Source organism: Porphyromonas sp. COT-052 OH4946 (assembly GCF_000765965.1).
Taxonomy (GTDB): Bacteria; Bacteroidota; Bacteroidia; order Bacteroidales; family Porphyromonadaceae; genus Porphyromonas; species Porphyromonas gulae.
Genome location: NZ_JQZY01000014.1, coordinates 199,715 through 225,749, shown reverse-complemented (window position 1 = coordinate 225,749; position 26,035 = coordinate 199,715). Strand labels below are relative to the sequence as shown.

Below are 26,035 nucleotides of genomic sequence, written 5' to 3'. Positions count from 1 at the left end.
CTACGACCGTAGTAGCGGAAGTAGTTATTGTTTAACACGTTAAAAAACGGAAGAAAATGTACTTGGATTCAGCTAAAAAAGCAGAACTCTTCGAGAAGTATGGTAAGTCAGTGAAGGACACGGGTAGCCCCGAAAGTCAAATCGCTTTGTTCACGTTTCGCATCGCGCATCTGACTGAGCACCTGCGTCAGAACAAGAAAGACTTTGCTACGGAGCGTTCTTTGAAGATGCTGGTAGGTAAGCGTCGTCGTATGCTCGACTACTTGATCAAGGTAGACATCGAGCGTTACCGTGCCATCATCAAGGAACTCGGTATCCGTCGCTAATTCTCGCAGAGTGCCTCAAAGAGCATTTGCCTGAATAAAAAAGTTGCCTACGGGCTGTGTCGAATAAGGGTAAAACCTTAGGGCACAGCCTTTCTTTTTGGTAGATTTGCAATCTATGATCAGGACGATACTTTCACGATATGTATCCTCGAACTTTTGGGGTCGGGGAGCTACTCTTTTTTTGCCACTTTTTCTCGGTTTTATCTCCGCATGTATTGCCTTGTTGGCTTGTGGAGGGGGTACTGCTTCAGGTTTCGATCGTACGCTGGCTGTGACCATCGACCCGCAGAAATACTTCATCGAGTCCATTGCGGATAAGTCGGTGCAGGTGGTGGCATTGGTGCCGGCCGGAAGCAATCCGGAGGAATACGACCCTTCGCCTGCCGTGATGAAGCGTCTGTCCGAAGCAGATGCGTACCTCTATATAGGCGGATTGGGGTTTGAGCAGAGAAATCTCTCGGCCATTCGGGACAATAACCCTAAGCTTCCTCTTTTTGAAATGGGCAAAGCCTTGACGGATGCCGGAGGCGCGGATCTCCACGACTCCTGCACAGATCATACACATGCAGATCTGCATGCCCACGATCCGCACTATTGGAGCAGTGTGGTAGGAGCAAAGGCACTCAGTCGTGCAGCATACGATGCACTTGTGGAGCTTTATCCGAACGAGAAAGACAAATGGGACAAAGGGCACGACCGTCTCAACGCACGTATCGACAGCGTGAAGAGGCTCGTCGATACCATGTTTGCCAATGGCAAGGCAGACAAAGCCTTCGTCATATATCACCCATCGCTCAGCTTTTTCGCCCAAGAATTCGGCCTGCGGCAGATCGTCATAGAGGAGGATGGGAAAGAGCCTACGGCTGCCCACCTTCGTAGTGTGATCGATCAGGCACGTGCCGATGGTGTCAGAATCGTATTTATCCAACCCGAATTCGAAACGCGTCAGGCGGAAGACATTGCGCGCGAGATCGGTGCTCGTCCGGTAAGGATCAATCCTCTGCGCAGCTCGTGGGAGGAGGAAATTTTACATATTGCTCGCACTTTGGCTCATGAACGGTAGCTTATTGCTCAGCCTGAAGTCGGCCTCGTTCGGCTATGGACAGAAAAATGTCTTCAGGGACTATTCGCTCGATGTTGTTCGTGGCGAATTTCTCGGTATCGTAGGACGCAATGGTGGGGGCAAGTCCACCCTCGTGAAGGCAATAATCGGGTTGCTGCCACTACGATCAGGGAGTCTTACGTTCTACGACCGGGAGGGGGAGCCTTGTGCGAAGCCTTCGATCGGCTATCTGCCTCAACTCAATCGTATCGATAGGGCTTTTCCCATTCGTGTGGAGGAGGTCATTCGATCGGGTTTGCTCGGAGAGAGCAATCGTGGTTCGCACCAAGAGCTTTTAGTCCGTGCAGCCTCCGATCTTCGGATAAGCGACTTGCTCAAGCGGCCTATTTCGGACTTGAGTGGAGGGCAGCTCCAGCGTGTCCTATTGGCCAGAGCCATTGTGAGCCGTCCCGAACTTCTTGTGCTCGACGAACCCAACAGTTACTTGGATGAATTGGCCGAAGCACTTGTACAACAGACCGTATCCCAAAGACACAAAGAGGGGGCAACCATCTTATTGATTTCACATGATAGAGAATCCATTTGGCAGCAGGCAGACAGGATATTGTCCCTCGACTGATATTTATCTCATCCGTCAGGCTCTTCCGTCCGATTACGACAGCATTCTTGCCCTGTGGGAGGATGCTCGCCGAACCATGCTTGCCTCCGGCAATCCTCAGTGGCAGGGAGCATACCCCGGAGAACCGGAAGCTCGGGAGGATATAGCCCGGAGAGAAGCCTATTTGCTGGAGATAGAGGGCATCCCTTTGGGGGTAATGGCCGTGAACGATCAGATGCCGGCCGAATACGACTCGTTGCCGTGGCAGACCGAAGGGAAAGCCTATACGATACACCGCCTGGGCATTCATTCCTCTCTGCTTCGCAAGGGGTATGCCGCTGCCATGCTTTCCTCTGCCGAGACGATAGCGCGCGAACAAGGGGGCACCTGCATACACATAGATACGTATAGCCCCAATACGGCTGCACAGAGCCTTTTCCGTCGCCTTGGCTACCGGCAGGTTTGCTCTTTCCATATGAAGCAGAAGCCTTTGCCATACATCGCTTTCGAAAAATCGCTCTGAAAGCAGCTGCTCCGACTCTCCCGATCTGATCCTCGGTGTGGAAGAGGTTGTTCGGCTGAGTCATTTGGCGAACAGCCTCTTTTGCTCTACTTGGTTGGTATGACAGGGGGAATCCTGTAGGATCCGGTTCACTGCCCGAACTGAGGCAAAGTGACACTGTTTTTGCTGCCGATGATCGGATTCGTCGGCTATTTTCTATATATAAAGTGAGAGATGGTGTAAAAAAAAACGTAACTTTGCGCCCTATGAATATGCTTGTATAGATGAAAAAAATCTAACAATAAAATAAGTAACAGACAAAATGCAAAACAAAGGATTTGTGATTGTTATCACATCGGCTCTGGCCATCATCTGTGCGTTTTACCTGTCATTCTCTTTCGTTACGAACCGTTACGAAAAGAAGGCTAAGGCGATGGGCGATGTTGCCGGAATGGCCTATCTTGATTCCATGTCGAATGAGAAGGTCTGGTTCGGCTACACGCTGAAAGAAGCTCAAGCCCAGCAAATCGGTCTTGGCCTTGACTTAAAGGGGGGTATGAACGTTATCTTGAAACTTAACGCAAGCGATCTGCTTCGCAACCTCTCTAACAAAAGTTTGGATCCCAACTTCAACAAAGCCCTGGAGAATGCTGCCAAGAGCACGGAACAATCCGACTTCATCGATATTTTCGTGAAGGAATATCGCAAGCTCGACCCCAACGGACGCTTGGCCGTTATCTTCGGTTCGGGTGACCTTCGCGACCAGATTACCGCAAAGTCTACGGATGCAGACGTAGTGCATCTGCTCAAAGAAAAATATAACAGTGCTGTAGAGGCTTCGTTCAATGTGCTCCGCGCTCGTATCGATGCCTTTGGTGTGGTTGCTCCCAATCTGCAGCGATTGGAAGGGCAGGGACGTATCCTGGTGGAGCTCCCCGGTGTGAAAGATCCGGAGCGTGTTCGCTCTCTTTTGCAGCGCAGTGCCAATCTGCAGTTCTGGCGTACATACAAATTCGACGAGGTTAGTGGAGACTTGATCGCTGCTAATGCTCGCCTGAGCGAGTTGGCTATGAACAGCACAGACGCTACACCCGAAACGGTGCCTGCAGCTACTGACTCTGTAGCCGCAACTGCAGACTCTGCCGCCGTACAAGCTGTAGCTGATTCTGCTGCAGTAGTGCAAGACGAGGCCAAGGATGCTACTCGTAAAGATGTACTCTTCTCTTTGCTCACGCCCGTGAATCGTGGTGGTGCTGTAGTGGGTGTGGCCCGTCGTGCCAATATGGCTCAGATCTCCGAAATGCTCGAGCAAGCTCACGACTTGAAGGTTACGCGTGAAGACGTACTTTTCCTCTGGGGCGCTAAAGCAATCGAAGATCCCGAAACCAAAAAGGAAACGGACCTCTATGAGCTCTATGCTATTCGCACCAATCGTACGGGAGACCCTGACTTGGGTGGTGAAGTGGTGACTTCTGCCAAGAGTGACATCCAGAATGACTTCGGTCGTTCCGAACCAATCGTTTCGATGACGATGAACGAGGAAGGTGCTCGCAAATGGGCGCGTATCACAAAGGATAACGTAGGCCGCTCTATCGCCATCGTTTTGGATGGAGTGGTTTATTCCGCACCGAATGTGAACGATGAGATCACGGGCGGTCGCTCTCAGATCTCCGGCAACTTTACTGTGGAGGAAGCGGGCGACCTTGCCAACGTACTCAACTCCGGTAAAATGGATGCTACTGTAAGTATCGAGCAGGAAAACGTGATTGGTCCTACGCTCGGTGCTGAGTCCATCAAAGCCGGATTCTTGTCATTCCTCCTTGCTTTGGTCATTCTGATGTGCTACATGTGTCTTGCTTACGGTTTCTTGCCGGGCCTCATTGCTGATGGTGCATTGATCGTAAACAGCTTCTTTACATTGGGGGTATTGGCATCTTTCCATGCCGTGCTTACTCTCTCCGGTATTGCCGGTTTGGTGCTGACGCTTGGTATGGCTGTGGATGCTAACGTGCTTATCTTCGAACGTATCAAGGAAGAACTTCGTGCCGGTAAGACTCCGATTCGTGCCGTTACGGATGGTTATGGCAACGCTTTCTCTGCCATCTTCGACTCCAACGTTACGACTATCATTACCGGTATCATCCTATTCCTCTATGGAACGGGTCCGATTCGTGGTTTTGCCACTACATTGATTATCGGTCTTATCGCTTCTTTTATCACGGCTGTCTTCTTGACTCGTATCGTTTTCGAGAGACTGGCGAAAAAAGGTCGTTTGGATAAGGTTACATTTACGACAAGTCTTACTCGCAACGTTCTTGTCAATCCGACATACAACATCCTGGGCAAGCGTAAGGTGGGCTTTATCATCCCGATGGTTATCATCGCATTGGGTCTTGTGGCTTCCTTTACGATCGGTCTCAACAGGGGTATCGAATTCTCGGGAGGTCGTAACTATGTAGTTAAATTCGATCAGCCTGTTTCTTCCGAGGCTGTCCGTTCCGCCTTGTCTTCTCCGTTGCAAGAGAAAGTCTTGGTTACATCGATTGGTACAGATGGAACAGAGGTGCGTATATCTACGAACTATAAGATTCAGGAAGAAAGCGAAGAGATAGAAGTTGAGATTACAGACAAACTGTATCAGGGTCTGAAAGGCTTCTATGCACAAGAGCCTGCGGCCGATCAGTTCTTGGACAACATCGTTAGCTCTCAAAAGGTAAGCCCCAGCATGTCGAGCGACATCACGAGAGGTGCTATCTGGGCTGTGTTGTTGTCGATGATCTTCATGGCAATTTATATTCTGATTCGATTCCGTGATATTTCATTCTCTGCCGGGGTATTCGTTTCTGTAGCTTCTACTACATTCTCGATTATCGCTCTGTATGCGTTGCTGTGGAAGATTCTTCCTTTCACGATGGAGATTGATCAGAACTTTATCGCTGCCATCTTGGCTATCATCGGTTACTCGCTCAATGACACCGTGGTTGTCTTTGACCGTATTCGTGAAACGATGAAGTTGTATCCTAACAGAGATCGCTACCAAGTAATCAACGATGCTCTTAACTCAACATTGGCTCGAACGCTGAATACCTCTTTGACCACCTTCATCGTGATGTTGGTTATCTTCATCTTTGGAGGTGCTACGATGCGTAGCTTCACGTTCTCGATCCTTCTCGGTATCGTTATCGGTACATACTCTACGCTCTTTGTTGCTACACCGCTTGCCTACGAGATCCAAAAGCGCAAGCTCAACAAAGCAGCTAAGAAATAATTCGATCGCTTCGCTTACTTCTAAAGCAACAACCCCAACGACACGAAATGGAGTGTCGTTGGGGTTGCTTCTTTTTCTGAAAATGCAATAAGAAACTGCTGCACAAGCTATTGTGTACAGGGTTTGTGTCTTTATTCCGACTCTGAAGATGATGAGAATTTCTTTTTCTGTCGGTAATCGCGTGCACGCTTCAACTTTTCCAGAGCATCGTGTGCCGCATTCTGATGAGCTTCTTTTTTATTCATGCCGATTCCGCTACCGATACGATGGTCATCCACAAACACAGCGTAATTGAAATTTCCGTGAGCACGCTTAGGTTCGGAAATGAGACGAAACTCCAGATTCAAGTGGTGTTTCTGTGCCCATTCAAGTAGAAGGGATTTGTAATTCGTAGTAGTGTCCGTCAGGCTGTCTTCCAATTCATGAAAGACGGGAATGAAGCGTGTAAGGACAAACTTTTCCGCTGCTTGGTATCCTTTGTCCATATATATTGCTCCGATAAGGGCTTCCAGTGTATTGCCCATAATATCAGGACTCATCTGAGATATTTCGCCGCGAACGATCAGGAATCGGTCCAGTCTGAGCTTTTGCGCCACGATGTTGTTGATCTGTCTTTTGACAATCGCGCTGCGCCGCTGACTCATATCTCCTTCATTCCAATGAGGATGTTGGCGATACAGATAACCACTGATCGCAGTGGCAAGAACCGAGTCGCCGAGAAACTCCAGACGTTCGTTGTTCAGCCTGTGTCCCTCGTCATCTATCAAACTACATGAGCTATGCCGAAAAGCCAGCTCATATAAAGGAATCTGCCTTGGTTTGAAACCAAGAGTATCCGAAAGCAAAACAAAAGACCCCCTCGGCTTTCGCCAAGGGAGTCTTGATAAGTATGTACTCAAAGACAACATTGCAGTTATCTATCAATCTATTATTTCTCGAACTTCTTGAATACAACGCTGGCATTGTGTCCTCCGAATCCGAACGTATTGGATAGGGCTACACGTACCTGACGCTTTTGTGCTTCGTTGAAAGTAAAGTTCAGGCTATAATCGATTTCCGGATCTTGATCGTCGTCCTGATGGTTGATAGTAGGCGGAACGATATCTTCGTGTACGGATTTCACGCATACCATAGCCTCTACGGCACCGGCAGCTCCAAGAAGGTGTCCCGTCATACTCTTTGTAGAGCTGATGTTCAGCTTATAAGCATGCTCTCCGAAGACATCTTTGATAGCTTTCGCTTCTGAAATGTCTCCGACAGGAGTAGAGGTACCGTGCACATTGACGTAGTCAACATCCTCCGGCTTCAGGCCTGCGTCTTCGATGGCGTTTGTCATAACCAGCTTGGCTCCCAACCCGTCAGGATGACTTGCCGTCAGGTGATATGCATCGGCTGAAAGACCTGTTCCCACCAATTCGGCGTAGATACGGGCACCACGCTTAAGAGCATGCTCCAGCTCCTCGAGAACCATACATGCAGCTCCTTCGCCCATAACGAATCCGTCGCGGCTGGCGCTGAAGGGACGACTGGCCTCTTGCGGAGCATCGTTGCGCGTGGAGAGAGCGTTCATAGCATTGAAACCTCCCACTCCGGCAGCGCAAATCGACGCCTCAGAGCCTCCTGCGATGATTACATTGGCCTTACCTAAGCGGATCAGATGACAAGCATCGATCAGAGCATTGGTAGAAGACGCACATGCCGATGCGATGGAGTAGTTCGGGCCATGGAAGCCGTATTTGATTGAGATTTGGCCTGCTGCAATATCGGAGATCATCTTGGGGATGAAAAACGGATTGAAGCGAGGCCCGTTCTCCGGATTATAGTCGCGCACTTCACTCTCGAAAGTCGTCAGACCACCGATTCCGGCAGAAACGATCACTCCCACACGATTCTTGTCCAATTGGTCCAAATCGAGGCCGGAGTCTTTTACACTCTCATCGGCCGCTACTTGTGCAAGTTGCGCGTAGCGGTCTAACTTACGCACCTCCTTGCGGTCAAAATGTTGCAAAGGATCAAAACCCTTCACTTCGCAGGCGAACTGCGTTTTGAACTTGGAGGCATCAAAGAGCGTGATAGGTCCGGCTCCACTCTTGCCTGCCACTAAGCTTTCCCATGTTTCGGGAGCGGTGTTGCCGAGCGGAGTAATGGCGCCTAACCCTGTTACTACTACTCTTTTCAGTTCCATCGGAGTATTATTACTTCAGGTTTTTTTCGATATAGTCGATGGCGTCGCCGACTGTCTTGATCTCCTGTGCTTGGTCGTCAGGAATAGACATGTTGAATTCCTTTTCGAAATTCATCATCAACTCAACTGTATCAAGAGAGTCTGCTCCAAGGTCGTTTGAGAAACTGGCTTCACGCGTTACTTCAGAAGCTTCTACATTCAATTTGTCAACTACGAGGTCGATTACTTTTTTTTCTACTTCAGACATAGTCTTGTTCTTTAAAATGGTTATTACTAATAATCTTCTTATTTATCTTTGTGTTTCATTCTGCGTCGTTTAGCGGATTCGGTACAGAAAATACTGTGTTATTTCCATTATTGACGCCGTGAAATCTGCACAATCGCACTCTTTGTGTGCAGCAAAAATAGTAAATAAAATGAGAAAAGTAGCGGTTTTAGCCTCCGGCAATGGCTCAAATGCAGAAAATCTGTATCATTTCTTTTCCCAAAGAGGTTTGGCAAGCTTGGCTGTCATCCTTAGTAATCACTCCGATGCGGGAGTAATGGCACGAGCAGAACGGCTGAAAATTCCGGCTTATGCCTTTACTACGAAAGAAATGCACGAAGGAACCAAGCCTATTGCCCTACTGAAAGAGTTGGGAATAGAACTGATCGTTCTGGCCGGCTACATGTGTTATATCACCCCTCCTTACTTGGAGGCTTTCCCCGACAGGATCGTCAATATCCATCCGGCATTGCTGCCCAAGTTCGGTGGAAAGGGAATGTACGGCCATCATGTACACGAAGCCGTACTTGCTGCGGGGGAGAAAGAAAGCGGTATCACCATTCATCTCGTCGATGAACATTATGATCATGGTAGAATCCTCCGTCAGGCTGTCTGTCCGGTTCTTCCGGAAGATACGCCCGATACGCTTGCCGAAAGGATCCATGCTCTGGAATATGCACACTATCCTGAGGCCATAGAGGAATACTTGCTCCGGCTTCCGGCAGAATCATGAAACACTCCTTCCCCATGCGCACTCTATCCAGCATACTATATTATATAGTAATAGGGCTTATTCTGTTCCTCACGCTTTCATGCAGTAGAGAATCCGATGTTTGCCACCTCAAACTTAAGCTGAGCAATCTCAGCAGTGGCGATTCTGTTTTAGTCCTTCGACTGGAAGGAGGAGGCTCCTTTAGCACAGAAGAAATACGAGTCACGCCACCCAAAGCCCGGATCCGACACAAAGTCAAAGGCGATGTTAATCGCATTTTGCTCTATTTCAACGAAGGCAATAATGTGCTTCGGCTTTATCCTGAAAGGGGAGAGGATCTCACAATCACGCTTGATGCCGACCAACCTCTCCTGCCTAAAATAAAAGGAGGAAGCACCCATGCTACACTGAATGAGTTCATGCAAACAGCGGATGATGAGATCCGCAGCTATCAGGATCATCTCCGAACGACCGACTTTCCCTCCAAGGCAGAAGCCTTCGCAGATCTGCGACTCAAAGCCCTCCGCTTCTATCTCTCCCATTCCGATGCCCCCGGTATAAACAGATTGGTGGAGGAATACGATCTCTTCGATGCGGCATTCGTTCGTCGCTCCGGTATTTCGATGCACCGGCTCCCCGCACCTCTTGATTCCGTCCTTAGAAAGAACGAGTCGTATGCAATCGGCCGTTTGGCACCGGACTTCCTTGTCAAGGATATCGATCAGCGATCCTTTACGCTTTCCTGGTACAAGGGGCAAGATGTCCTTTTGCACTTTGCTAATAAGCCGGACTCCGCTACTGTCGCATGCCTGAAAGCCTGGAAAAATAAAACAGGAATGAAAAAGCCGGAAGTCCTGACCCTCGCACTTTTTGCACCGGACTCATCGCTCCGAAAGCTGACCGCAGGATTGGCCATGCCGTTGCGCGTCGTGTCGGACAGTGTCGGGCAGGTATCGACACTTCTTGAACGATACGGCATAGACAGCCTCCCATATACTGTCCATATCGACACTGCCGGATACATCCGCAGCCGCCATGCCGGTCACAGTCTCCCATAGTTCGCACGCACTTTCCCCGTATTTATGTTAGTAAAGACCTTTGCCGCTGCTCTGCACAGCATAGATGCTCTTACCGTTACCGTCGAAGTCAATATCACCCGAGGTTGCTATCTCAGCATGGTAGGACTCCCCGATGCAGCAGTTCGTGAGAGTCTGGATAGAATCCGCTCCACATACGACTGCCTGAATATCGCCTTTCCCCAAAAGAGCATTACGATCAATCTCAGTCCGGCCGATATCAAAAAAGAAGGTACTGCCTACGACCTGCCCCTTGCCATTGCACTCATGGCTGCAGATGGCATTATCGGAGCAGACTCCCTGCCGCGCTATATGATTATGGGCGAGCTTTCGCTGGACGGATCGCTCCGTCCGATCAAAGGAGCCTTGCCCATTGCCATCCAAGCACGGGCCGAAGGATTCGACGGACTGATCCTCCCGGCGGAAAATGCACGTGAAGCAGCCGTCGTGAACAACCTCAATGTCTATGGTGTGAAGCATATAGCAGAGGTGATCAGCCATTTCAACGGAGGCGATCAGCTACAGCCCACCATAGTCGATACCCGCAGGGAATTTTTCGACCATCAGCAGCAGGTATCTTTCGACTTCTCGGAGGTGAAGGGACAGGAGAAGGTGAAGCGCGCCCTCGAAGTGGCGGCTGCAGGCGGACACAATCTGATCATGGTGGGGAGTCCCGGCAGTGGGAAATCCATGATGGCTAAGCGAATGCCCGGAATCCTTCCTCCGTTTACACTTGGCGAATCGCTCGAAACGACCAAAATATACTCCGTGGCCGGTAAGTTGGGGGTCAATTCCATGCTCCTGACCCAACGCCCTTTCCGTTCGCCCCACCATTCCATCTCTTCCGCAGCCCTTGTGGGTGGCGGCACTTATCCGCAGCCCGGAGAGATCAGTCTGGCTCACAATGGCGTGCTCTTCTTGGACGAGCTGGCCGAGTTCAACCGCTCCGTTCTCGAGGTGATGCGGCAGCCTTTGGAAGATCGGCGGATCACCGTTTCGAGAGCCAGAATGACCGTGGACTATCCTGCCGGATTCATGCTCGTAGCTGCTATGAATCCCTGTCCTTGTGGCTACTACAACCATCCCACACGCGCTTGCTCCTGTGCACCTGGACAGGTGGAGAAGTATCTCAGCCGCATATCGGGGCCTCTTTTGGACCGGATCGATATACAGGTAGAGATTACACCCGTTCCTTTTGAGAAAATATCCGACAGCCGGCCGGCCGAAAGCAGTGAGAAAATCCGTCAGCGAGTGGTGGCAGCACGCGAAATCCAAAGCAAACGATTCGCCGACTACCCCGGTGTCCATTGCAATGCCCAGATGGACGACAAATTGATGAACCGCTATGCACTGCCCGACGAAAAGGGACTTCAACGATTGAGGACCGCTATGGAACGCTTCGACCTCTCCGCTCGTGCCTATGGCCGTATCTTGAAAGTGGCACGCACCATTGCCGATCTGGCAGGCAGCGAAGATGTGGGTGGCGAACACATAGCAGAAGCCATCGGCTACCGCAATCTCGACCGAGAAAACTGGGGTAAGGCTTGAGACAATGGAAAGCCCACACACACGCCTGCCCTCATTCGCCGCCCATCGCCTGATTATCGGCGAAACGAGCTACCCTTACCCTCTTCTCCGGTTTGATGCTGCATCCGGATGCTGGGAGTTAAGCTCTTTTTCTCACGAATCCGAGGCCGTTGTTTTTCTGTCGGGGAGTCTTCTGCTCTGTCCGGCTGATCTGTCGCCTCACCTCCCTGCTGATACACAAAGTATCACACTTCCTGAAATACAAAGTCGGCTCCACTTGCTACAGACCGCTCCCGTGCGTCTCTACCACTTCCTCTCTGTTTCCTCTCCCGCTCATCTCCTCCGCTAACGTCTCGAATAGGGAAGGACTAGTGCGTCCCTTCTCCGAATTTTCCCGTCTATAGTCGGCCAAGAGTAGTTTCACAGTAATGAAACTCTCATCGACTGACGTTTGCCGGAAAGTTAATCGAAGGAACGGGACTTCACTGTTTGAAGAATATCAAGAAGCGATTGACAGTGTTCGTTGTTGGCCATAATGATGTTGTCGGCAAATAAGATATTCGAGGTGGCATACTTTGGGACAGACTTGACGATGTTACACGTCACAGACCGAAAAAACGCAGAACATCGGTCGAAAAAACGTGGCGCGTAAACTTTTTCGTTCCGGTTTGGGAAGTGAAAAGTTTACGCGCCACAACGAAAAAAATCTCGTGCCACTTTCCCAGAAATCACGAACCGCAATCGGGATATTTTTCGCTCGTGTTCTCGAAAAGGGAAGTTTAGGATGATCGGAAGGGCAACTCCTAAATGATACCATAGCGGAGGCGAGATCTATCGGCGAAAAGCCGCTCTCCGATACATCAACGCCGTACTGATTGTGAGTTTCTGCCAAAAGCCCAAAAGAGTTTTCTCTTGAAGAAAAAATCCCGCAGACTTCTTTATTTGAGCGATACGGCTCCGGGTTTGCCGGCTTTGATGTAGGCGTTCATGGATTTAATGTCGTTCGGGTTGCAGCGGCTACGGTCGCAGCGGTAGAGTTCCGTGAAAGGATCCGCATCCACGATCCTCTGCAAAAGGTCGCTCTGGGAGGGAATACCTTTGATGGCAAAGTACTGCTCATACGTGTATTCGACGAAAGCCGAAGTCGGGCCTACGCCACGGCGGTCGAGCAGATAGCCGTCAGCCAGCTCCACCGGAGTGCAGAGACCATCGCCACACCGAAGATCGGAAGGGGCAGGACGTGCCACCACATCCTTTTTGTCAGTCGAGAGGGTAATAGGCACGAGATTGCGATAGTCGCCTCGCGTCTTGTAGATGATGATCGGAGCCAATGCCATGGCCGGTGTCATGGGGGCTAAGCCATCTTGGTCGTGGCGGTCTTCACCTCCGATGAGGATGGGTTTCGGGAAATTGTTTTGGGGCTTCTGGTTATGAGTCTGCGTCATTTCTGTGGGACTGTTGGTCCGATTCGTTTTGCATCCCCCACTCGAGAAAACGATGGCCATCAAGAGGGAGAAAAAGATTTTACTTCTCATTTTCTGTTCGGTATTAGTGAAGAGAATCTGATTTCTCGTCTGTAAATTATCGGAACTAAGGTAATGGAAAATCCTATACCTTTGTTTTTCCTATACATACAAACAGCACTTCTATCGCCAACGATATGAAAGAAAGAATCAATCAACTCCTACAAGAAATCGGTCAGTGTGTGGCAGCCACTGTAGAGGAAGCCGAAGCCCTGCGAATCAAGTATCTCAGCAAGAAAGGAGAAATATCCCGTCTGTTCGATGACTTCCGACTGGTGCCATCCGAAGAGAAAAAACAAATAGGACAATTGCTCAATGAGCTGAAGAACAAGGCTCAGGAGCACATCAACTCCCTTCGCGAGCAGGCACAGGCAGGCTCTGCACAGGCTTCGGAAGAAACCGACCTGACACGAACATCATATCCGACGAGACTGGGCACACGCCATCCGATCTCTCTGGTGAAGCAGGAGATCTGCGAGATTTTTGCCCGACTCGGCTTCAGTATCGCCGACGGGCCGGAGATAGAGGATGACTGGCACGTATTCTCTTCGATGAATTTCGCCGAAGACCATCCCGCCCGCGATATGCAGGATACATTCTTCATCGAGCATCGCCCCGATGTCATCCTTCGTACGCATACATCCAGTGTCCAAAGCCGTGTGATGGAAAAGACACAACCGCCGATTCGTGTCATTTGCCCCGGGCGCACCTACCGAAACGAAGCCATTTCCTATCGGGCGCATTGCTTCTTTCATCAGGTGGAAGCACTGTATGTGGACAAGGATGTTTCTTTCGCCGATCTGCGACAGGTGCTTCTCTACTTCGCGCAGGAAATGTTCGGAGCCGAAACCAAAATACGCCTTCGCCCTTCTTATTTCCCCTTTACCGAACCGTCTGCCGAGATGGACATCTCCTGCAATATATGTGGGGGCAAAGGCTGCAACTTCTGCAAGCATACGGGATGGGTGGAAATACTCGGATGCGGCATGGTGGATCCCAACGTATTGGACAACTGCGGCATAGATAGCAAGAAATACAGCGGCTATGCACTCGGTATGGGTATCGAACGTATCACCAATCTCAAGTATCGCGTCAAGGACCTCCGCTTCTTTTCTGAGAACGACCTCAACTTCTTGGAACAGTTCAAGAGCGTACACTAACCCTTTGACCGGTATCGGATGCGCAAGGAGGAGCGATACAAAGCTGTTATTGATTGGTTCACCGAGCATATGCCGGTGGCCGAAACGGAGTTGCATTACAGGGATCCTTTCCAGTTGCTGGTGGCCGTTATCCTCTCGGCACAATGTACCGATAAGCGTGTCAATATGGTGACGCCGGCTCTCTTCTCTGCCTATCCGACAGCAAAGGATATGGCCGGGAGCACGGCAGAGGATTTGCTGTCTTATATAGGAAGTATCAGCTATCCGAACAGCAAAGCGAAACATCTGGTCGGGATGGCACAGAAGCTTTGCTCCGATTTCGGAGGAGTGGTGCCGGACGAGGTGTCGGAGCTGACCAAACTGCCCGGCGTAGGCCGTAAGACAGCCAATGTGATAGCCTCCGTTGTCTACGGCAAACCGGCCATGGCCGTAGATACGCACGTATTCAGAGTATCCGAAAGGATAGGCCTGACTACCGGCTCGAAGTCGCCACTGGAGACGGAGCGAGAATTGGTTCGCTATATTCCGGATGCACTGATACCGAAAGCCCATCACTGGCTGATCCTGCATGGACGGTACGTTTGTCTGGCTCGCAAGCCCAAGTGTGCAGACTGTGGCATAGCACCATTCTGCCGCTACTACTCGAAAGTTTTTAAGAAGGATAGTACAGCTCTTCCGAAAAAAGGGGAATGATAAGGCCTGCTGTGCGAATAATATCCGCACAAACGCTCCATGCCTTAATTCCGAAGGCATTATGAATCGAGAAAGCTTTATACTCCTGCTTGCTCTCTTACTTGCTCTCCCATTCCATTTGCAAGCATCGTCTCCATCCGACAACATGGCAGATACGACTTGCATATCCGATTCGACCAAAATGTTTCCTCCTGCCATCGGTATTTACCATGTAAAACCGATGAAAAACACGTTGCGGCATTCCCTGCCTCTTGTGGCTGCGTCTCTCTTTACTTTCAACGTGGATGACAATATCCGAGAGCTTCGCTTTACCGGTGCCGGCAGTTTTCATACCAAGATAGACAACGTGACTCAGCTCATTCCCCTTATGGCACAACTTACGATGAGGGGATTGGGCTATAAGGGACGTAGTAAATCATGGGGAAAGATGCTTGTATCGGATGCTTTGGGTATGGCACTTATGGGTGGAATGGTCAATGCCGGAAAGTATTCGTTCGGACGGTTGCGTCCGGATGGCACCGCTGCCAATTCATACCCGTCGGGACATACGGCAACGGCTTTCGCCTGCGCCACTCTTTTTCATCTCGAATACGGCTCCCGAAGCCCTTGGTATAGCGTGGCGGGCTATACTGTAGCCTCCCTTACGGGGATCAGTCGCATCGTGAACAATCGGCATTGGGCCAGCGATGTGCTTTGTGGAGCTGCCGTAGGGATATTGGTCGGAGAATTAGGTTATTGGATCAGCGATCTGATCTTCCGCGACCCTACGGGTTACAACTACAAGCTGACAGAGAAACAGGAAGGGACTCTGGAAAGCATGGTTATTTCTCTTTCTACCGGGAATAGATACATCAGCCGGCATATGGACTTTGATGGCAAGACAGTGGAACGTACCAACGCTTTCGGCATGAACCTGAAGACGACCTTCAATCCAAGCTTTGCTCGCTGGGTACGAATCGGATCGCAGTTCAGCGTCTCGACAGAGAAGCTGAAAGTCTTTACGCGAGAACGGTCGGCAAAGGTCTGCGTAGCTCCGGCGATCTCAGTCGGTCTTTCCGCCGGCGTGCAATGGCACCCCTGGCAGAGAGCTTTCCTTTGGGCGGAGGCAGTTCCTTCAATACTGTTTCGTACCGTTTTTACTGCTGCTCAAGACGAGCAGGGAGAAATGCTCTTGAAGCTACGCCGGCGTTCGAGTTTCCAACCGGCGTTCCGTATAGGAGTGGCGCACGAATTATCTCACCGTATGGGAGTAGAAGCACATGCAGGGTACCAGCTCGGCGAGGCAGTCTATCACCTTGTCGAAGAGACGTCCGGTTGGTCAATTCTCAAAAAGAGAGCTACCGTACCTTACCGGGGATTTGAGTTTGCAGTCGGACTACAGTTCTATCCTTTCCGCTGACGATTGGGCGGAAATAGCCGTACAGAGTTCGCAAGCGGTGAGCACATCGGGCACCTCGCGCAAGCGAACGATCCTCTTTCCTCCGGACTGACGAATCTCGCACCGACGTGTGTGCGCTGCGATATAATCCAACAGCATACCGAATACTTCGCTCTGATAGTAAGGGCTGTCTTCCTTGCCGACCAGATGGAAGCTCATCTGTCCTCCACGCAATACGATCTTCTCTATACCGAGCGAACGGCCAAGCCGGCGTAATCGGGGCACTCGTATCAACTCCTCTCCCTCGCGCGGAATCTTGCCGAAACGGTCCTGCATACGGCGTCGGAATGCTTCGAGCTCCTCGTCCGTGGAGAGATTGTCCAACTCCCGATAGAGGAGAATGCGTTCCGAATCCAAGGGCACATATTCTTCGGGGAAGGAAAGCTCCAAATCGCTTTCGACAGTTGTCTCCACTACAAACCGGGAAGCCGAAGGAGTAGCTTCTTCTGCATAAAGATCGGCAAACTCGTCCGCTTTGAGTTCGGAAACGGCTTCATTGAAAACCTTGCTATACGTCTCATATCCCAAGTCGGCAATGAATCCGCTCTGCTCGGCTCCGAGCACATTGCCGGCACCACGTATATCCAAATCCTGAAGAGCGATACGGATACCGCTGCCGAGGTCGCTGAAGTTTTCGATAGCTTGGAGGCGACGGCGCGAATCGTCGCTCAGGACACTGAGCGGCGGACTCAAGAGATAGCAAAAGGCTTTCCTGTTGCTCCGTCCCACACGTCCGCGAAGCTGGTGCAGCTCACTCAGACCGTATCGGTGGGCATCGTTGATGATGATGGTATTGGCATTAGGCACATCGATACCGTTTTCTATGATTGTAGTGGCGACCAATACATCGTACTCGTAATGGACGAAATCGAGGATAAGCCGTTCCAGTTCTGTGGGCGACATACGGCCATGCCCCACTGCCACGCGTGCATCGGTGACTTCGCGTTGTACTATGCCGGCGATCTCTTCTATATTGTCTATTCGGTTGTGAACGATGAAGACCTGTCCGTTGCGTGACATCTCGAAATTGACAGCTTCCCGAACAATGTCGGGGCTGAACCGTGCCAATTCGGTGGCAACGGGATAGCGATTCGGCGGAGGAGTGTTGATGTTCGAGAGGTCGCGTGCGCCCATCAGAGAGAATTGTAAAGTACGGGGGATAGGCGTGGCAGACATGGTCAGCGTATCGACATTGACCTGCAGTTTGCGCAGTTTTTCTTTCACTGCCACACCGAATTTCTGCTCTTCGTCGATTACCAGCAGGCCGAGGTCGTGGAATTTGACGTCGTTGCTCACGAGGCGGTGCGTCCCTATAATGATATCGATCCGTCCTTCTGCCAAGTCGTGCAGAATCGCTTTAATATCCTTGGCCGAACGGGCGCGGGATATGTATTCGATGCGCACGGGGAAATTTTGCAGCCTGTCCCTGAACGTCTGATAGTGCTGATAGGCCAGTACGGTGGTGGGCACGAGTATCGCCACCTGCTTGCCGTCTGTGGCGGCTTTGAATGCAGCACGAACAGCTACCTCCGTCTTGCCGAAACCGACATCGCCGCAGATAAGCCGATCCATCGGACGATCGCTTTCCATATCGGCTTTTACCTCTGCCGTGGCACGCTCCTGATCGGGCGTATCTTCGTACAGGAAAGAGGCTTCCAATTCGTGCTGTAGGTAGCTGTCCGGACTGAATGCAAAGCCTCGCTCTTCTTTCCTTCGGGCATAGAGGCGGATCAGATCGCGAGCAATATCCTTGACTCGCTTTTTGGTCCTCTCTTTGAGCTTTTGCCAGGCTCCCGTGCCGAGGCGACTCAGTTCTACCTGCGCATCGCTGTCGCCGCCCTTGTATTTGGACAGCTTATGAAGGCTGTGCAGATTGACGAATATAATATCGTTATTGCGGTAAATGAGTTTGATTACTTCCTGCCGCTTCCCTCCCACATCGGTCGTGATAAGGCCTCCGAAGCGGCCGATACCGTGATCGATATGCACGATATAGTCGCCTTGAGAGAATTGGTTCAGCTCCTTGAGCGAGAGGGTCACTTTCCCCGAACGGGCTTTGTCGCTTTTGAGGTTGTACTTGTGGTAACGATCGAAAAGCTGGTGATCCGTAAGCAGAGCGATCCGAAGAGCTTCGTCCGAAAAACCCTCGTGTAAGGTGAGCGATACCCTTTCCGGAAGGAGCGAGGAGCTTCCACGCTCGGAAAGGATCTCTTCCACTCTGGCGTACTGCTTATCCGAGGCTGTGGCCAAAAGCAGTCTGTAGCCGGCATCTCGCCATTGTTCCAGTTGGTCGATGAGCAGATCGAAATTCTTGTGAAAGAGAGGTTGCGGCTGCGTCTTGAAGCCGATACGGTAATTGCCGCTCCTGCCGCTGCCGGTGGCGATGGTCGTGAAGCCATTCAGCTTGTCCATCAGCTCCCCGGGCGATGTGAGCCGCTCCTGCATGGCTTCGAGCGATCCGAATCCTTCGCCGTCATCGAAGAGCGGAGCATCGGTAAACACCGCTTGCAGACGATCCTCCAGAAACGGCCTGTCCGGCAATACGATGATCGTATCCTTCGGGAATAAGCCGAGCAGACACTCCTCGGCACGAGCATCTCCTGCCACATCAGGCATCAGTACGACTTCGGACAGCGTCCCCACCGAGAGCTGACTCTCCACTTCGAAGAGACGGATGCTTTCTATCTCGTCGTCGAAGAAGTCGAGGCGTACCGGCAGCTCGCGGCTGAAAGAAAACACGTCCAGCAAACTGCCTCGCACGGCAAATTGCCCCGGCTCATAGACGTAATCGGTTCGTTCGAAGCCCCATTCCAATAGAAGGTCTCTGAGAAAATCCCGATCCAACCGGTCTCCCTGACGGATGCTGTGCATCTCTTTCTCCAGTATGCTGCCGGCGATCACGCGTTCGGCCACGGCTTCGGGATAAGAGACGACAAGCGGACAGCTACCGTCCATCGAAAGAGCGGCCAAAGCCTCGGCACGAAGTACCTGTTGTGCCGCATCGGTATGCCCGTATTTGATGGCTCGCTTATAGGAAGAGGGGAAAAAAAGTGCGCTTCCCTCTCCTCCGAGTTGCTCCAAATCGGAGAAGAGGTAGCCCGCTTCTTCCATATCCGAAGCAATGCACAGGACAGGGCGACCGGATTCGTGCAGCAGTTTCACTATAAGGGCGGCCGATGAGCCGCAAAGCCCGTCGAGAGCTACGTACTTCTCTCGGCCGAGGGCTTTCATCAAAGCCTGAACGCCGTTGTGCCGGCGAAAGAGGGAAAGAATATCGATTGCTTGGGAAGATTTGATCATGAGACAAAAATAAGCGGTCTAATTGAATTCGTTTTCTCTTTCAATCAGGGAGTCCGGTTAAAACTTTTTTCTCATAATGCATGTTTTAACTGCGTTAGGCTGCTTATTTCACATACAGAGTGTATAACACAGGGGCTGCTAATTCGGCTGTTGTACTCCTCGTGATATAACTCGGAAGTCTGTCGTTAGAGCCAACGCTGAAATCAAAATAACAACACAAAAACGATTGGTAAGATGAAAAACTATGTGATTCATAAATCAGAAACTCGTGGCAGGGTCAATTTTGGCTGGTTGCAATCCTTTCACACATTTAGCTTCGGCAATTATTATGATCCCGAACGTATTCATTTCGGTGCTCTTCGAGTAATCAATGATGACACTGTGGCTGCAGGCAGAGGTTTCGATAAGCACCCTCACGACAACATGGAGATCATTAGTATTCCATTAGAGGGTGATCTTGAGCATAAGGATACATTGGGAAATATTGCCGTGATCAAGCAAGGCGACATTCAGGTTATGAGCGCGGGAACCGGTATTCAACACAGCGAATACAACAAAAACAAGGATCGTCTGACAAAATTTTTACAAATCTGGATCTTCCCCAACAAACAGAACGTAGCCCCTCGTTATGACCAAAGGACACTAAGAACAGATGACATGCTCAATCAATTCAGACAAATACTATCTCCGAACGAGAATGACGAAGGAGTCTGGATACATCAGGATGCATGGTTCCATCTGGGAAAATTCGATGAAGGCATTACTACTGAATATAAGATAAAATCTAAAGGGAATGGTATATATGCTTTCATCATAAACGGAAAAGCTACTATTGCCGGACAAGAACTTAGTTCTAGAGATGGTTTCGGTATTTGGGATGTGGATAGCTTGTCTGTTACATCAGACACCCCCGGCACAGAGATACTGCTAATGGAGGTGCCTATGAAATTTTGAGAGTATTAAACGTAAGAATCATTTTAGAAATTAATGCGCGAAGATGGATAAGAATAAAGAACTGGGGATTTTGATTTTACGCTTTTCATTAGGCTTAATGATGTTGTTGCATGGAATAGCAAAAATTACCGGAGGCATAGATCCTATACAAGGGATGCTTACATCAAAGGGGTTGCCTCCATTTATAGCCTATGGAGTTTATATTGGAGAGGTAATCGCCCCTTTGCTCTTGGTCCTGGGTGTAAGGACTAGATTAGCCGCACTTGCATTTGTGTTTAATTGTGTAGCTATTATATGGTTAGGAGGGCACTCTATTGTCAGCTTAACTCAATATGGTGGATGGGCGGCAGAACTTCCCGGACTATTCCTGTTTGGAGCATTGGCATTGTTCTTCACCGGAGGAGGAAAATATGCAGTATCAAGCACAGACAAATGGGACTAACACAATCTACGATCTAAATAAAAAAAGCGAAACTGGAATGTTTCGCTTTTTTATTTTCGTTTTTCTAAAAAGGGAAGAAAACGAGGAGAATCCTCGTTTTTACTTGATAATTAACGTCTCAGTAAGGGGTAATTTGTCTTTAGCTTTGACTTCTGTGATAGGTTTGCCAAAAGGCATTTGGGCAGTCAAGATCCAAGAAGGATCGACGCCGGCAAGAGCTTTGATGTCATTGTCAACCATACCGATATAGTGCTGTAAGTTTGCACCGAAGCCGAGCGAGTCGAGACCCATCCATACCGTATGCTGGTGTGAGCCTTGCGTTTGTTGTGCCCAAAGAGGGAAATTTCCGGCATAAGCAGGGAAAGAGGCCTGAAGATTTTCTGTTATGGATGGCACATCAAAAAAGAGAATAGTGCCGATCCCATTTGCAAAAGCCTGACGTAATTTAGATGCTGTATTCGCTTCATAGGCTTCCTGCCCCATTATGGAAATCAAGGCATTCTCAACAAGTTTCCAATGGGTATCATGAGCTTCACCAGTAAGCAATACCATCCGTACAGGTTGGGAATTGAAAGCAGAAGGAACTGTTTGCAGTACGTGGCCGAGAAATTCTTCGACGACTTCACGCGAAACCACCCATTCTGGGTGAATAGCATAGTGAGAGTGACGATGCGCAAGGGCATCCTTTAGTGTTTCTATTTTTGTATTCATAATGTTTTGTCTGGCACGATTTGAGGTGCCTTGTAATTTTATAACAGAGAGTTCTTATTTATTGTTTTACCTCAACTAATTCGATTTAGCGGATCAAGAATTTCAACTATTTGGTATTAGATGAAACTTTGTTCAAGAACTATAATTGCTCCGATTTCCCGATCTTTTACATCGAATGGATGTCTTATAAAAAGTTCATAAGTTTTCTCTTCCATTTCTCTGTTTGGTACTAAGTCGATTTTCTTTTATGCAAGATATTTCGTGGAATCTGCAAAAGCTATTTTGACTATAAGGAGGCTGCAGGGGCAGATGAGTCGGACTAATGTTGTATTTTTGGCGCATGGAAAGCCGTTTTTTAATGTAATAGTATATGGAAGATAGAAGCAATCTTTTTCGCCTCAGTGCTTTGATGGGTTTGATCTTTGGTGCATTCTGGTGTCTAAAGTACATCTGCGTGATATTGGCATTCCGGATTCCTTTCTTGCTGCTGCTGTATATTCCGCTCACCTGTTTTGTCCCTTTTCTGGCTTATATACTGACTAAGCGTTATCGGAACGTGCTGCCGCAAGAGATGCGTTTCAGCTTTATGCATGGATGGCAGTTTTCCACTTTGCTCTATCTCTTCGCCACTGTATTGGTTTCCATTCCTCACTACTATTTCTATGCCGAGATAATGCCGGCACACATGCCCGATATTATGGCACAGCTGGAGCAGTCCTCCGACCTTATGACGCAAGTCTTCGGTACCGATGAGTGGCGCGAGGTGATGGAGCAGATGCTCAGGGTACGCCCCATGTCGCGTGTGATCAATGACATCTCTTCGAATTTCTTCTGGGGAGCTTTGTTCTCCATTCCGGTAGGGCTGATCCTGAAAAGAAAGGCTGCGTCGGACAATATGCATTCGTTATGATAGATATTTCTGTAGTAATCCCTCTGCTGAACGAGGCCGAGTCGATCCCCGAACTTTTTGCCTGGATCAGGCGTGTAATGAATGAGCATGGCTATTCCTACGAGGTCGTCTTCGTAGATGACGGGAGTACGGACGGCTCTTGGAGTGTGATCGAACGTCTGCGAGCGGAGCATCCCGAGGTCAAAGGAATCAAGTTCCGCCGCAACTATGGCAAGTCGGCTGGTCTCCAAAGTGGTTTTGCCCGTACACAAGGGCAGGTAGTCATAACGATGGATGCCGATTTGCAGGATAGCCCGGATGAAATCCCTGAGCTGTACCGGATGGTGACAGAAGGAGGATACGACTTGGTAAGCGGTTGGAAGCGCAAGCGGTACGATCCCCTGTTCAGTAAGAATCTGCCCTCGAAGCTTTTCAATGCCACAGCCCGAAAGCTGTCCGGCATCAAGCTGCACGATTTTAATTGCGGCCTGAAAGCATACCGGCACGAGGTCGTGGAGAATATCGAGTTGTACAACGATATGCACCGTTACATTCCATACTTGGCCAAATCCGCCGGCTTCGGACGTATCGGCGAGAAGGTAGTACGGCATCAGGCGCGCAAATACGGCTCGAGCAAGTTCGGTATCAGCCGTTTTTTCAATGGCTATCTGGATTTGCTTACGCTTTGGTTTATCAGCAAGTTCGGACGCAAGCCGATGCATTTCTTCGGGTTGCTCGGGTCGGGTATGTTCCTGATCGGCTTCATAGCTTTGGCCGTTGTCCTTGTCAATAAGTTGTCCGCTATAATCATGCATACGCAGGCACCTTTGGTGACGGATCGGCCTTATTTCTTCATCGCACTGACGGCGATGATTATCGGCACACAACTGTTCCTGACCGGATTTGTCGGTGAGATGATCAGCCGTCAGGCTTCGGACAGAAACAACTATAAAATAGAGAAAGAGATATAATGAAACAGATTCCTCAAGATTTTCGTTTGATAGAAGATTTCTTCCGCACACGCAGATCCGTACGCAAGTTTACTGATCGTCCTGTGGAGGAAGAGAAGTTGATGGCCATCCTCGAAGCCGGACGCATAGCTCCTTCGGCGCATAATTACCAGCCGTGGCATTTCCTCGTGGTTCGGGAAGAAGAGGGTCGCAAACGTTTGGCTCCCTGTTCCCAACAACCTTGGTTCCCGGGTGCACCTATCTATATCATTACGCTTGGCGATCATCAAAGGGCATGGAAGCGAGGAGCAGGTGATTCCGTAGACATCGATACCTCTATTGCCATGACTTATATGATGCTGGAAGCACATAGTCTGGGACTCGGATGTACGTGGGTCTGTGCTTTTGATCAAGCTCTTTGTTCGGAGATCTTCGACATCCCTTCGCACATGACACCTGTTTCCATATTGGCTCTCGGCTATGGCGATCGGACTGTGCCTCCGCGTGAGGATTTCAATCGCAAATCCATCGAAGAGGTAGTCAGCTTCGAGAAATTATGAAACGTTGGTTAGGTTTAGTGGCCGTTCCGGGAATGATCGTTCTCGGTGCGGCTTTTTTTTCTTGCCGGAAAGCACCTGCCTATACGGTATTGCAAGGGGAGATATTCCATACCTATTATCATATCAAATATAAGGGAGAGGCAGATCATTCACAGCGAGTGGATAGCGTATTCAGAGCTTTCAATCATTCCCTTAATCCGTTCGACAGTACCAGTATCATCGCCGGAGTGAATCGGAATCTTTCGGTCAGGACTGACAGTATGTTTCGCCGGGTATTTCGTCGGGCGCAGGAGATTGCAGCCATTTCCGGCGGTTCTTACGATATTACTTGCTCTCCGCTGATCAATGCTTGGGGATTCGGTTTCGAACATAAAGAGGACGTGACTGCACAGTTGATCGACAGCATCAAGGCCTTTGTCGGTTACCGAAGAGTGCGATTGGAGGGCGAGACGGTTGTGAAGGATGATCCGCGCATTACGCTGAACACTTCTTCCATTGCCAAAGGATATGCTTCGGATCTGGTGGGCGAAGCCTTGGCCGCTCATGGGATCGGGGACTATATGGTGGAGATCGGAGGAGAGGTTGCTTTCAACGGACTCAATCCTCAAGGCAAGCCTTGGCGCATAGGAGTAAGTAAACCGCAGGATGACAGTCTGGGAGTGGCGATGCAGGAGTTCGAACTCATCGTAGAGCTTAGTGGAAAAGGGGGCTTGGCGACATCGGGCAACTATCGGAACTTCTATGTCCGGGATGGCAAGAAGTATGCGCATACGATCGATCCGCTTAGCGGCTATCCCGTGCAGACAGATGTGCTGAGTGCCACAGTCGTTGCTCCTGACTGTATGACGGCTGATGCCTTGGCTACTACTTTTATGGTGGTCGGTTCGGAGCGAGTAGCTGCTATTGCTGCCGAGTTCTCAGGTGTGGACTATATGCTTATTTTGTCCGATGGAGATGGTTCTTACAAGACTGTGTTGAGCGAAGGCTTCCGAAAGCGAGTAGCCAAGTAGTCGTGCCTCATCCGTAATCCTTCCAAGCCTCCGTCTTTTTCTCTTCAGGTCGGTACAATCTTTCGGAACGGGTTTACTTTTTTCGCAACTGAACGAGAAAGTCACTACGATCTTTCGGCCGATATTCTCACTGATGGTTTACGTTTGTCACAGCTGAACGAGAAAGATTTAGCAGACAGTGTTCGGGTAGGTTCTCCATACGGCGACTAAGTCACAATAAAAAACAAGAGAGAGGGTATGCACCGCGATGGGCATACCCTCTCTCTTATTTCTTATTGTCCTTTGCTCGTTAAGCGATACCGCTGAAGCCCATGAAAGCCATAGCCAATATACCGGCAGCCAAGAGAGCCGAAGGTATTCCCTTCATGGCTTTGGGGAGGTTGGTCATTTCGAGCTGCTCACGGATACCCGCGAAGGTTACCATCGCCAGGGTGAAACCGATAGCCGTGGAAATTGCATAAACAAAGCTTTGGAGCAGGGTATAATCTTTCTGGATAACCAGAATAGCCACACCGAGCACACAGCAGTTCGTTGTGATCAAGGGCAGGAATACACCCAATGCCTGATAGAGAGGAGGAGATACCTTCTTGAGTATGATCTCCACCATCTGCACCAAGGCGGCAATAACCAAAATAAATGCAATGGTCTGCATGAAGCCCAATCCGAAACGATCCAAAACAAACTTCTGGATCAGGAATGTAACCAATGTAGCCAGTGCCAACACGAAAGTCACGGCAGCACCCATACCGATTGAGGTGTCCACCTTCTTCGATACGCCTAAGAACGGGCATATACCGAGGAACTGCGACAGCACGACGTTATTAACGAAAACCGCCGCTATGAATAACATGAAAAATTCCATAATGCCAATTACTTAAGTGGG

The 26,035-nt window shown here is 49.8% G+C and carries 26 protein-coding genes; 19 read left to right on the top strand and 7 right to left on the bottom strand.

What is annotated here, in order from left to right:
- The first annotated feature begins 56 nt into the window (after window positions 1–56).
- The 5 genes from rpsO (at window position 57) to secDF (ending at window position 5,757) form a co-directional block, all read left to right on the top strand.
- Window positions 57–326, top strand: coding sequence for a 30S ribosomal protein S15 (gene rpsO / locus HQ50_RS06030; RefSeq protein ID WP_004584741.1), 270 nt, complete (start codon window positions 57–59; stop codon window positions 324–326).
- 115 nt (window positions 327–441) lie between these two features.
- A complete protein-coding gene (locus tag HQ50_RS06025; RefSeq protein WP_039429058.1) occupies window positions 442–1,389 on the top strand; it encodes a metal ABC transporter solute-binding protein, Zn/Mn family in 948 nt (315 codons plus the stop codon).
- Entirely contained in the window at window positions 1,379–2,008 is a 630-nt protein-coding gene (locus HQ50_RS06020) for a metal ABC transporter ATP-binding protein (protein WP_018965477.1), read from the top strand. The genes HQ50_RS06025 and HQ50_RS06020 overlap by 11 nt, the downstream gene beginning before the upstream one ends.
- A complete protein-coding gene (locus HQ50_RS06015) occupies window positions 1,956–2,510 on the top strand; it encodes a GNAT family N-acetyltransferase (protein WP_230587171.1) in 555 nt (184 codons plus the stop codon). Before HQ50_RS06020 ends, HQ50_RS06015 begins: the two co-directional genes overlap by 53 nt.
- A gap of 301 nt (window positions 2,511–2,811) precedes the next feature.
- On the top strand, window positions 2,812–5,757 hold the full coding sequence (gene secDF, locus HQ50_RS06010) for a protein translocase subunit SecDF (protein WP_039429055.1): 2,946 nt from the start codon (window positions 2,812–2,814) through the stop codon (window positions 5,755–5,757).
- Window positions 5,758–5,888: 131 nt separating this feature from the next.
- Here secDF and rnc read toward each other — a convergent pair whose 3' ends face one another.
- Genes rnc through HQ50_RS05995 form a run of 3 tightly spaced genes read right to left on the bottom strand, consistent with a single transcriptional unit; the run spans window position 5,889 to window position 8,189 of the window.
- Window positions 5,889–6,665 carry a ribonuclease III gene (rnc, locus tag HQ50_RS06005; RefSeq protein ID WP_230587852.1) on the bottom strand — a complete coding sequence of 259 codons (777 nt, stop codon included), beginning with the start codon at window positions 6,663–6,665 and terminating at the stop codon, window positions 5,889–5,891.
- Between the two features lie 20 nt (window positions 6,666–6,685).
- On the bottom strand, window positions 6,686–7,942 hold the full coding sequence (gene fabF / locus HQ50_RS06000; RefSeq protein ID WP_018965481.1) for a beta-ketoacyl-ACP synthase II: 1,257 nt from the start codon (window positions 7,940–7,942) through the stop codon (window positions 6,686–6,688).
- Window positions 7,943–7,952: 10 nt separating this feature from the next.
- Window positions 7,953–8,189: an acyl carrier protein gene (locus HQ50_RS05995; RefSeq protein WP_004584733.1), complete on the bottom strand. Its 237-nt coding sequence runs from the start codon at window positions 8,187–8,189 to the stop codon at window positions 7,953–7,955.
- A 169-nt stretch (window positions 8,190–8,358) separates the two neighbouring features.
- Between HQ50_RS05995 and purN the strand changes: the two genes are divergently transcribed.
- The 5 genes from purN (at window position 8,359) to HQ50_RS12120 (ending at window position 12,305) form a co-directional block, all read left to right on the top strand.
- Entirely contained in the window at window positions 8,359–8,940 is a 582-nt protein-coding gene (gene purN, locus HQ50_RS05990) for a phosphoribosylglycinamide formyltransferase (RefSeq protein ID WP_039419639.1), read from the top strand.
- Window positions 8,937–9,977 (top strand): redoxin domain-containing protein, encoded by a 1,041-nt coding sequence (locus HQ50_RS05985; protein ID WP_039429053.1) that lies wholly within the window; start codon window positions 8,937–8,939, stop codon window positions 9,975–9,977. Before purN ends, HQ50_RS05985 begins: the two co-directional genes overlap by 4 nt.
- A 24-nt stretch (window positions 9,978–10,001) precedes the next feature.
- Window positions 10,002–11,543, top strand: coding sequence for a YifB family Mg chelatase-like AAA ATPase (locus tag HQ50_RS05980; protein WP_039429050.1), 1,542 nt, complete (start codon window positions 10,002–10,004; stop codon window positions 11,541–11,543).
- 4 nt (window positions 11,544–11,547) lie between these two features.
- Window positions 11,548–11,871, top strand: coding sequence for a hypothetical protein (locus tag HQ50_RS10715; protein ID WP_080732478.1), 324 nt, complete (start codon window positions 11,548–11,550; stop codon window positions 11,869–11,871).
- Window positions 11,872–12,197: 326 nt separating this feature from the next.
- Window positions 12,198–12,305 (top strand): DUF1661 domain-containing protein, encoded by a 108-nt coding sequence (locus tag HQ50_RS12120; RefSeq protein ID WP_369794171.1) that lies wholly within the window; start codon window positions 12,198–12,200, stop codon window positions 12,303–12,305.
- 155 nt (window positions 12,306–12,460) lie between these two features.
- Here the strand turns inward: HQ50_RS12120 and HQ50_RS05975 are convergent, their stop codons facing one another.
- The gene (locus HQ50_RS05975; protein ID WP_235314671.1) at window positions 12,461–13,057 is read right to left on the bottom strand and encodes a hypothetical protein; all 597 of its coding nucleotides are present in this window, start codon (window positions 13,055–13,057) and stop codon (window positions 12,461–12,463) included.
- Between the two features lie 125 nt (window positions 13,058–13,182).
- On the opposite strand from HQ50_RS05975, the gene pheS reads away from it, so the two are divergent.
- From pheS to lpxE, 3 genes are all read left to right on the top strand, one after another.
- The gene (gene pheS / locus HQ50_RS05970) at window positions 13,183–14,205 is read left to right on the top strand and encodes a phenylalanine--tRNA ligase subunit alpha (protein ID WP_018964230.1); all 1,023 of its coding nucleotides are present in this window, start codon (window positions 13,183–13,185) and stop codon (window positions 14,203–14,205) included.
- An 18-nt stretch (window positions 14,206–14,223) separates the two neighbouring features.
- Window positions 14,224–14,898: an endonuclease III gene (nth, locus tag HQ50_RS05965; RefSeq protein ID WP_039418981.1), complete on the top strand. Its 675-nt coding sequence runs from the start codon at window positions 14,224–14,226 to the stop codon at window positions 14,896–14,898.
- 61 nt (window positions 14,899–14,959) lie between these two features.
- Window positions 14,960–16,297 carry a lipid A C1-phosphatase gene (gene lpxE / locus HQ50_RS05960; protein ID WP_039429043.1) on the top strand — a complete coding sequence of 446 codons (1,338 nt, stop codon included), beginning with the start codon at window positions 14,960–14,962 and terminating at the stop codon, window positions 16,295–16,297.
- Here the strand turns inward: lpxE and mfd are convergent.
- Complete coding sequence (gene mfd / locus HQ50_RS05955) at window positions 16,274–19,636, bottom strand: transcription-repair coupling factor (protein WP_039429041.1); 3,363 nt, start codon at window positions 19,634–19,636, stop codon at window positions 16,274–16,276. The two genes, lpxE and mfd, sit on opposite strands and share 24 nt — an antisense overlap.
- Window positions 19,637–19,870: 234 nt before the next feature.
- Between mfd and HQ50_RS05950 the strand changes: the two genes are divergently transcribed.
- Together HQ50_RS05950 and HQ50_RS05945 are read left to right on the top strand one after the other, a co-directional pair.
- A complete protein-coding gene (locus HQ50_RS05950; protein ID WP_039418978.1) occupies window positions 19,871–20,590 on the top strand; it encodes a pirin family protein in 720 nt (239 codons plus the stop codon).
- Between the two features lie 43 nt (window positions 20,591–20,633).
- Window positions 20,634–21,032, top strand: coding sequence for a DoxX family protein (locus HQ50_RS05945; protein WP_039418976.1), 399 nt, complete (start codon window positions 20,634–20,636; stop codon window positions 21,030–21,032).
- Between the two features lie 99 nt (window positions 21,033–21,131).
- On the opposite strand, the gene HQ50_RS05940 is transcribed toward HQ50_RS05945, so the two are convergent.
- A complete protein-coding gene (locus tag HQ50_RS05940) occupies window positions 21,132–21,743 on the bottom strand; it encodes a nitroreductase family protein (protein WP_039419819.1) in 612 nt (203 codons plus the stop codon).
- Window positions 21,744–22,113: 370 nt separating this feature from the next.
- Between HQ50_RS05940 and HQ50_RS05935 the strand changes: the two genes are divergently transcribed.
- Genes HQ50_RS05935 through HQ50_RS05920 form a run of 4 tightly spaced genes read left to right on the top strand, consistent with a single transcriptional unit; the run spans window position 22,114 to window position 25,152 of the window.
- Window positions 22,114–22,653 carry a DUF4199 domain-containing protein gene (locus tag HQ50_RS05935; protein WP_039429038.1) on the top strand — a complete coding sequence of 180 codons (540 nt, stop codon included), beginning with the start codon at window positions 22,114–22,116 and terminating at the stop codon, window positions 22,651–22,653.
- Window positions 22,653–23,603: a glycosyltransferase family 2 protein gene (locus tag HQ50_RS05930; protein ID WP_039429234.1), complete on the top strand. Its 951-nt coding sequence runs from the start codon at window positions 22,653–22,655 to the stop codon at window positions 23,601–23,603. The genes HQ50_RS05935 and HQ50_RS05930 overlap by 1 nt, the downstream gene beginning before the upstream one ends.
- On the top strand, window positions 23,603–24,142 hold the full coding sequence (locus HQ50_RS05925; RefSeq protein ID WP_052074899.1) for a nitroreductase family protein: 540 nt from the start codon (window positions 23,603–23,605) through the stop codon (window positions 24,140–24,142). The genes HQ50_RS05930 and HQ50_RS05925 overlap by 1 nt, the downstream gene beginning before the upstream one ends.
- Window positions 24,139–25,152 carry an FAD:protein FMN transferase gene (locus HQ50_RS05920; RefSeq protein ID WP_039429034.1) on the top strand — a complete coding sequence of 338 codons (1,014 nt, stop codon included), beginning with the start codon at window positions 24,139–24,141 and terminating at the stop codon, window positions 25,150–25,152. Before HQ50_RS05925 ends, HQ50_RS05920 begins: the two co-directional genes overlap by 4 nt.
- Before the next feature lie 289 nt (window positions 25,153–25,441).
- On the opposite strand, the gene HQ50_RS05915 is transcribed toward HQ50_RS05920, so the two are convergent.
- Window positions 25,442–26,014, bottom strand: coding sequence for an electron transport complex protein RnfA (locus tag HQ50_RS05915; protein ID WP_039429031.1), 573 nt, complete (start codon window positions 26,012–26,014; stop codon window positions 25,442–25,444).
- Window positions 26,015–26,035: the final 21 nt, after the last annotated feature.

Bases quoted from the DNA above. Each gene is read 5' to 3' on its own strand.
- rpsO (WP_004584741.1), top strand. From the start codon at position 57: ATGTACTTGGATTCAGCTAAAAAAGCAGAACTCTTCGAGAAGTATGGT.
- HQ50_RS06025 (WP_039429058.1), top strand. From the start codon at position 442: ATGATCAGGACGATACTTTCACGATATGTATCCTCGAACTTTTGGGGT.
- HQ50_RS06020 (WP_018965477.1), top strand. From the start codon at position 1,379: ATGAACGGTAGCTTATTGCTCAGCCTGAAGTCGGCCTCGTTCGGCTAT.
- HQ50_RS06015 (WP_230587171.1), top strand. From the start codon at position 1,956: ATGATAGAGAATCCATTTGGCAGCAGGCAGACAGGATATTGTCCCTCG.
- secDF (WP_039429055.1), top strand. From the start codon at position 2,812: ATGCAAAACAAAGGATTTGTGATTGTTATCACATCGGCTCTGGCCATC.
- rnc (WP_230587852.1), bottom strand. From the start codon at position 6,665: ATGTTGTCTTTGAGTACATACTTATCAAGACTCCCTTGGCGAAAGCCG.
- fabF (WP_018965481.1), bottom strand. From the start codon at position 7,942: ATGGAACTGAAAAGAGTAGTAGTAACAGGGTTAGGCGCCATTACTCCG.
- HQ50_RS05995 (WP_004584733.1), bottom strand. From the start codon at position 8,189: ATGTCTGAAGTAGAAAAAAAAGTAATCGACCTCGTAGTTGACAAATTG.
- purN (WP_039419639.1), top strand. From the start codon at position 8,359: ATGAGAAAAGTAGCGGTTTTAGCCTCCGGCAATGGCTCAAATGCAGAA.
- HQ50_RS05985 (WP_039429053.1), top strand. From the start codon at position 8,937: ATGAAACACTCCTTCCCCATGCGCACTCTATCCAGCATACTATATTAT.
- HQ50_RS05980 (WP_039429050.1), top strand. From the start codon at position 10,002: ATGTTAGTAAAGACCTTTGCCGCTGCTCTGCACAGCATAGATGCTCTT.
- HQ50_RS10715 (WP_080732478.1), top strand. From the start codon at position 11,548: ATGGAAAGCCCACACACACGCCTGCCCTCATTCGCCGCCCATCGCCTG.
- HQ50_RS05975 (WP_235314671.1), bottom strand. From the start codon at position 13,057: ATGAGAAGTAAAATCTTTTTCTCCCTCTTGATGGCCATCGTTTTCTCG.
- pheS (WP_018964230.1), top strand. From the start codon at position 13,183: ATGAAAGAAAGAATCAATCAACTCCTACAAGAAATCGGTCAGTGTGTG.
- nth (WP_039418981.1), top strand. From the start codon at position 14,224: ATGCGCAAGGAGGAGCGATACAAAGCTGTTATTGATTGGTTCACCGAG.
- lpxE (WP_039429043.1), top strand. From the start codon at position 14,960: ATGAATCGAGAAAGCTTTATACTCCTGCTTGCTCTCTTACTTGCTCTC.
- mfd (WP_039429041.1), bottom strand. From the start codon at position 19,636: ATGATCAAATCTTCCCAAGCAATCGATATTCTTTCCCTCTTTCGCCGG.
- HQ50_RS05950 (WP_039418978.1), top strand. From the start codon at position 19,871: ATGAAAAACTATGTGATTCATAAATCAGAAACTCGTGGCAGGGTCAAT.
- HQ50_RS05945 (WP_039418976.1), top strand. From the start codon at position 20,634: ATGGATAAGAATAAAGAACTGGGGATTTTGATTTTACGCTTTTCATTA.
- HQ50_RS05940 (WP_039419819.1), bottom strand. From the start codon at position 21,743: ATGAATACAAAAATAGAAACACTAAAGGATGCCCTTGCGCATCGTCAC.
- HQ50_RS05935 (WP_039429038.1), top strand. From the start codon at position 22,114: ATGGAAGATAGAAGCAATCTTTTTCGCCTCAGTGCTTTGATGGGTTTG.
- HQ50_RS05925 (WP_052074899.1), top strand. From the start codon at position 23,603: ATGAAACAGATTCCTCAAGATTTTCGTTTGATAGAAGATTTCTTCCGC.
- HQ50_RS05920 (WP_039429034.1), top strand. From the start codon at position 24,139: ATGAAACGTTGGTTAGGTTTAGTGGCCGTTCCGGGAATGATCGTTCTC.
- HQ50_RS05915 (WP_039429031.1), bottom strand. From the start codon at position 26,014: ATGGAATTTTTCATGTTATTCATAGCGGCGGTTTTCGTTAATAACGTC.